The following is a 6,730-nucleotide window of genomic DNA, read 5'->3' as shown; positions in this document are numbered from 1 at the left end:
GGTTCGCGGAGGCCCGGGGTGGTGGGGGCGCAGTCGGGGTACGTGTTCGCGAACTCCGTGAGGAGGGTGCGGGTTTGCAGGAGGGCCAGGGGGCTGCCGAGGCAGGAGTGGGGGCCCACGCCGAAGGCGAAGTGCGGGTTGGGGCGGCGGGACAGGTCCAGGCGGTCCGGGTGGGGGAACACCTCGGGGTCGCGGTGGGCGGAGCCCAGCAGGACCCGGACCCGGTCGCCGGGGGCGAGCCGCCGGCCGCCCAGGACGGCCGGGGCGGTCACCGCGCGGTCCTGGGCCTGGAACGGACTGTCGAAGCGGATGAGTTCGTCGAGGGCGACGGACGTCATGGGGCCCGTGAGGCCGGCGAACCGGCGGAGGGCGCCGGGGTGGCGGATCAGCGCGTTCAGGGCGTTGCCGAGGAGGCGCAGGCCGGAGTTGAGGGCGGCGAACAGCAGGGCGGACAGCGCGGCGATCAGGGCCTCGGGGGCCACCGTGTGGGCGGGCGCGTGCAGCCGCAGGGAGCGCAGGATGCCGCCGGCCCGGTCGGTGGCGTCGTGCGCGTAGCGGTACTCGGCGCGGAGCATCCTGGCCAGCAGGGCCCGCGCCCGTAGTCCGGCGGCGGTCTCGTCGGGGCCCGCGCCGGCCGTCATGCCGCGGATCGCGTCCCGGCAGGCGTCGAGGAAGCCGTCGCGGGCGGCCAGGCCGCCGCAGAACAGGGCTCCGCCGGCGTACGCGGTGACGGGGACCGCGATATCGGTGACGAAGTCGGCCGTCCGCCGTCCTTCGAGGCCGGCGAGGAGGCCGCGGGTGAACGCGCGGACGTCGGCGGCGAGCCGGCCGAGGTCCTGCGCCCGGAAGGCCTCCGTGAGCAGCTCGCGGACCGGCTGCCGGTCCTCGGGGGCCAGGGTGCCGGTCTGCTCGGGGCCGAGGGACGCGGGGTGGCGCGCGTCGCGCAGGCGGCCGAGGTCGGCGGTGAACAGCCGGCTGTCCCGGAGGACGCGCAGACAGTCGTCGTAACGGGATATCACCCAGAATCCGGAGCCGGATTCCCCGTACCGGTGGACGGGGTCCGCTTGCCGCAGCTTGGTATAGACCTTATAGGGGTCGGCGATAAAGTCCGGGGAAAGCGGGTCGAAAAGCGCGTCGCCGGAGCCTTGGGGTCCGGTGGAAATCCGGGGCCCCTGGGAATCCCGGGTGCGGACCCGCCCCGGCCCCGGGCGCCGTGGACACGCGTCGCTCATCAGGGGTTCCTCCTCGTCGCCGCGACCGCCGAACTGCCGTGCAACCGACGGGGGTTGATAATTGAATCCGAGACGACGCATCGTACTGAGCGGGGGCGCCCGGCGACAGGGAAAGGGCGGGGAGGATACGGAACGGATGCCTTTCGCTTTTCCGGCGGAACCCGCGCCGGAGTTCCGGCGGGCTCAGTTCACGAGCAGGGCCATGTCCCAGTCCGCGTGGGCGCGGCCGTTGGCATACGCGTCCAGGGCCAGGGCGACACCCGCCGCGCCGTCCAGGAAGCCGGGGAGGTCCGCCCCGCCGGGGACGTTGGTCATGGCGGCACGGAAGCCGAAACGGTACCTCTCGTCGAAGGCGCCCAGGGCGAGGGCCGCCAGGTCGTCGCGGACCGCCGGGAGCCGGGCGTCGTCCATGTGCGCGCCGAGCAGGCCCAGCAGGTGGAGCAGGCCCCCGGCGCCGTGGCAGATCCCGGCGTCCTCCAGACCCCAGTCCGCCACCGGGCGGGACAGCAGGGGCAGGAGGGAACGATGGGCCAGCTCGTGCCAGTCGGGGCGGTCCAGGGCCAGGGCCGCGAGCTGGATCGCCCGGGACACTCCCGGGGCGCCGTAGCACCAGGAAGGGCGCTGCCACGGCAGGCGGAGCGCGGCGGGGCCCGCGGACCAGTCGTCCAGGGTCAGGAACGGCGGCCGGCCCGCCTCGCCGTCGTCGGGCACCGCCCACCGTTCCAGCAGTCCGACCAGGTTCTCGATGGCCTCCCGCTGGCCCTCGATGGTCTCGCCGGCCCGCCAGGCGAGGGCGAGCAGCGCGAGCGGGCCCGCGACGCCGTGTGCGAGACCGAGGTTGAGGTGGCCGTCGGGCAGTTCCGCCTCCTGGCCCTTCCGTGGCGCCGACCGGCTCCACCAGCGCGGGACGCGGTGGCCGCGGACGACGGCCGTGCCGTGCGCCAGGCCGGTGAGGTAGCCGAGAACGGCGTGCGCTTCCGTGCGGGCCGCCTCCCCGCGGGCCAGCAGGAAGCGGCCGACACCGCTCATGCCGTAGATCGTCTCGAACTCGTGGTTGGTGGCGACCGGCTCGTCCGTGACCGGGGGCAGGGTCTTCCGCACCAGGTCGCGGTGGTAGGCGTCCAGCCGCTCCAGCGCGGAGCGGTAGCCGCCCGTGGCCCGGTGGGCGACCAGCAGGGCGTACGCCGCGCCGCTGGTGCCCGAGAAGACGCCCCGGGGCGCGGGGCCGCCCCCGGCCACGGCCGCCAGGGCCCGCAGCAGGTACGCGTGGGCGCCCGCGACGTACTCGGGCTCCCGCGCGGTGGCGCCGCTGAAGGCCAGGGAGACGGCCGCGTGGCTGCTCGGCGTCCACAGATTCTCGCCGGCCGGCCCGGCGGGGCCGGCGGGGACGCCGGTGTCCGCCGCGACGGCGTCCGGGTCGGCGAGCGTCCCGAGCACCTCGCGTACGACCTCCCGCGCCTCGGCCGCGTGGCGGGGGCCGCGCACGTCACTCCGCTCCGTGCCCACGGGTCCCACCTCCGGCCGCGCGTCGTCGTCCGAGCTCCTCGCGGGCGATGCCGCGCAGTACGGCGTAGCCGCGTTCCTCGCGGTCCCGGTCGATGCCGAGGAGCCGGTTGTGCTGCATGTGCAACAGGCCGAACAGGGCGTTCCCGTCGTGCGGTACGACCAGGCCCCCGTACGCCCGGGCCTCCGGCGGGCGGTCCCACAGCTCCGCCAGGCCGGGGACCCCCAGGTGGCCGGCGAGGGCCGGCGCCGTCCGGCCGGGGCCGATCAGCCGTCGGGCCAGGGCCCGGTGCTTCTGGAACGCGGTGTGTGCGGAGCTCTTGGCGAACGCGGCGTCCACCCAGGAGCACCAGTCCCAGTCGCCCAGCGACTCCAGCAGCATCGCGTGGTTGGCGGCGGCCAGTACCTCGTCCGGCAGTCCGGCGCCGCGCGGCCGGCCGGTCTGGGCGAGGGCGGAGCGGCTGTCGAGGTGGAAGAGGCGTTCGGCGAGGCGCAGGGCCTCGGGGCCGCCGTAGCGCTCGGTCTCGGGCTCGTACGCCTCCAGGCTCATCCCGCGGAGCAGCCCGGCCTCCCGCCAGGTCCTGACGTGCCGGGCTAGTTCCGGCAGGACGCGGGAGCGGAGGGCCTCCGGGTCGCCGTGGAACCGGACGCGCAGATGCGGGTCGGGGTCCCGGTAGCGGATGAAGAACCAGTGGTCGACGTGGCCGTCGACATCCCGCAGCAGGGCCGGGAGGCAGCCGCCGAGCAGTTCCCCGTGAGCGTCCTCGCCGGCGTACAGCTTGGCGTACAGCCAGTCCTCGCCGGGGAGGCGGACGTCGTCCTCGACCGGTACGGCCGGCACCGGCGCGTAGGCCGGGGCCGGTGCCGCCGGCCGCGGGCGGTGGACGAGGGGGATCAGCACCTCGGTCATGTGCCCGTGCGCCCAGCCGAGCCCCCGGCCGCCGGCCGTGCGGTCCTCCACGACGCCGAAGCCGCCGCCGGTACGGACCTCCCGGCGCAGCAGGGCGCGGTGCCAGGGGTCGGTGAGGTCGACGCCGAAGCCCTGGTCGCCGCGGACGATCTGGACGCGTTCCGGCACCCGGTAGCGCCGCCGCCACCCGTCGAGCGCCGCGTCCCACCCCGCGTCGTCGGCCGCGGCGGCGCGGAGGTGGCGGTCGGGCAGCCAGCGCTTCGGGGACACCGTGATCCGTCCGAAGGTCACCCGGGGGAGAAAGGGGAGGTCCTGGAGGCCGTACCAGTCCCAGTCGGTCCAGACCCGGGAGTGGGCGACGCCGATGTCGTACAGCAGGCGGGCCACCTTGGGTGCCTGCCGCTGCGGGGAGACCAGGTGCGGGACGACGGGCAGGACGCGGCGCCCGGTGGCGGGGTCCGTCAGCCGCATGCCGGAGGCGTCGACGCTCACCAGGAGGCGGCGCCAGTCGAGGTGGCCCTCCTCGGCGGGGTCGGCGTAGACGCCGACGGGTATGCGGTGCGGCAGCAGCCGGGGCACCCGCAGCGGGTTCAGGGCCCGGGCCGCGTGCGGCCGGAAGACCACCTGGGCGGGCAGTGTCCGTCCGTCGTCGAGGATGCCCAGGAAGCGGGCCAGGCCATCGGTGGCGCCGGTGAGCTCCGCGAAGCGGGCGGCCGTCGCGCCGGCCGTCCAGGAGCCGGAGTGCGGGCCCTGGACCAGGGCGAACTCGCCGCGGTCCAGGGCCTCCGCGCTGTCGGCGAGGAGCTGGAAGCAGAGCTCCAGCGAGTCGGGGCCGGCCGCTTCCCGTTCCGCCTCGGACAGGTCGTCGTCCGCGGCGAGGAGGCCGAGCACCCGCTCGTCCACGACGATCTCGTCGTCGCCCCCGGCCAGGGCCTCCTGGACCAGTTCGGCGACCAGGCGGCGGCGCGCCCGGTCGACGGCGTCGCGCGGCTCGGGCGCGGGCGGCTCGGCGGCGTCGCCGCGCTCCCGGTAGGCGGCGGGGAAGCCCAAGCCGCGGTGGGGGTCGACCAGTTCGCCCAGCGGCACCCGCGCCGTCATGCCGTAGCGCTCCAGGAAGGCGTCGCAGTACTCCCGCAGATGGGAGAAGCCGGCGGCCTTCCGCGAGACGGCCCACATCGCGGAGGCGTAGCGCCGGGCCTCCTCGACGACGGCGGGCGGGATCCGGACGTCGGCGTCCGTCCGCAGGTCGACCTGGAAGGGCGGGGGCGTGGTGCCGTCGTCGGCGCCGGCGGCGCGGAGGGCCCGCCGCCAGGCGTCCTCGCCCTCGCCGGGCACGGCCCGCTCGTAGGCGTGGACGGCGTCGCGGACGGCGCGCAGCCGGTCCGCCGCTTCGGGGAGGGGCGCGACGGCTGCCTCCACCCGGTCGAGGGTCCGGCCGTCGAGGTGCGGCTCGTCGAGCGAGGTGAGGAGGAAGCCGTGCCGGATCAGCTGGGCCAGGGCGGCGTCGACGCGCTCCGCCGGAGCCTCGGGGAACGCCACGGCCGCCTTCTCCAGCAGCCCGTCGTAGGGCTGGGGGACGGTGGCGGCGTCGCACACCCAGGCGACGAGCGGAGTGTGCCGGACGGAGAGGTCGCGCGGGGCGGCGGGCAGGATCAGCCGCGTGCCGCGGACCCGGCAGAGGTCGTTGACGACGACGTGTACGCGGCGGCGGACCTCGGGCGCCTCCAGCCACTCCCGGACGCGCTCCGCCAGCCAGGCGCCGTCGGGGCGGACGGCCTTCCGTCCCGGTCCCCGGATCTCCAGGCGCGCGGACGGACCGGTTCGGGCGGCGGCGACGCCCGCGAAGAGGCCGAACGGGGTGGGCCTGCCGCGGTGGCGCAGGGCGTATCGGGTGAGGGACAGGGCGGCGCCGGTCAGGCGCTTGGCGGGCAGCCCGGCGCCGGAGGCGAGCCGGTCGAGGCTCTCGGCGAGGCTGCCGCTGGCGACCCGGACCGCTTCGCGGAGCAGAGGGTCGGCGGCGAGGGCGAGGACGTCCGGCGCGGTGCCCGTGAGGGGAGGAAGGGGGTGGGTGCGCGGTGCGCCGGCCACGCGGACGAACAGCGGTCCGGCGCTCTGGTAGTGGTCGTTCTGCACCTGGTCGTCCTGCACCTGGTCGTACTGCACGCGGTGGTCCTCGGGGGTCGGCTCCGGACGGGCGGGCGCCCCGGTGGGCGGCGTCGGCCGCCCACCGGGGTTCTCACGGCCCGGGTGGATCAGGTGCAGTTCCAGCAACGGGCGCGGGTGTTCCAGCTGTTGCAGGTGCTGGTGTAACCGCCGAATTCGGTGGCGGAGATATCGGTCTCCGGAACCTGGACGTCGATGTCGAGGTCGGTGATGTCCAGGTTTTCCTGGCGGGTGGGGAGCGAATTAATACGCATAAAAAAAGCTCCTTTCGGGTCTACGCACAGCCGGGCGGATCGCCGGGGCTGAATTTGCGTTCGACGAACTGCCGGTGACTGTAGGCCCGGGCGGGAGTGTTGATCAACAGTTCTCCACAAAGGGATTTCCGTATTCCCGCTGTCCGCTTTGCCGGAGAGAATGGGCATTCCATGCTGTTGCCCGCTGCATCGATCCACTCTCGGTGATCATCTACGTGCGGCGCGTGGCGGGAGTCGGAGGGTTCGCCGGAAAGGGGTACCGGTGCCACCCGGTCCGGTGGGGGACGTGAACGGGGAATCGGAGCGGAGGGCGCGGACCGCTTCACAAGCGGGGGTGGGAATTCCTGTAGGGCCGGGGTGGCGGCGCGAGGGCGGCGCTTCCGTGGCGGTCTCGTCTCCGGCCCGCCGCTCCCGCGCGTGCCGCTCCCGCATACGGGCGGATTCTCCGGCGCTCCGCGCACACTCGGCGCTCATGAAAGTGCGCCGAGTGACCGCATCGGTGATATTTGGGCCTACACCCCGGCGTCCCGTCGCCGCCCGACCCGGCACCCGAGGAGGCAGTCCCATGCGAGGAGGCGTACGGAGCCGGGCCGTCGCGGCCCTGTGCGTCGTCGGCCTCGCCGCGGTGGCCGCCGCCGGGTGCGGGGGCGGGGTGGACGGGCGGACGG

At 75.3% G+C, this 6,730-nt stretch carries 4 protein-coding genes; all 4 read right to left on the bottom strand.

The features are described 5' to 3' along the window. Window positions 1-1,019, bottom strand: a 1,019-nt coding sequence (locus ACSNOK_RS29115) for a cytochrome P450 (RefSeq protein WP_436783781.1), incomplete at its 3' end; no start/stop codon positions are given. A 396-nt stretch (window positions 1,020-1,415) separates the two neighbouring features. Then, window positions 1,416-2,738, bottom strand: coding sequence for a lanthionine synthetase C family protein (locus ACSNOK_RS29110; RefSeq protein WP_436783780.1), 1,323 nt, complete (start codon window positions 2,736-2,738; stop codon window positions 1,416-1,418). Then, the gene (locus ACSNOK_RS29105) at window positions 2,719-5,916 is read right to left on the bottom strand and encodes a lantibiotic dehydratase (protein ID WP_436783779.1); all 3,198 of its coding nucleotides are present in this window, start codon (window positions 5,914-5,916) and stop codon (window positions 2,719-2,721) included. Before ACSNOK_RS29105 ends, ACSNOK_RS29110 begins: the two co-directional genes overlap by 20 nt. Beyond that, window positions 5,898-6,062, bottom strand: a complete 165-nt coding sequence (locus tag ACSNOK_RS29100; protein ID WP_436783778.1) for a hypothetical protein — start codon at window positions 6,060-6,062, stop codon at window positions 5,898-5,900. The genes ACSNOK_RS29105 and ACSNOK_RS29100 overlap by 19 nt, the downstream gene beginning before the upstream one ends. Between the last annotated feature and the right edge of the window lie 668 nt (window positions 6,063-6,730).

The organism is Streptomyces sp. URMC 126 (assembly GCF_051386555.1).
Lineage (GTDB): Bacteria > Actinomycetota > Actinomycetes > Streptomycetales > Streptomycetaceae > Streptomyces.
Note: the sequence above shows the minus strand (reverse complement) of the source record. Positions and strands in the feature narration are given on the sequence as shown.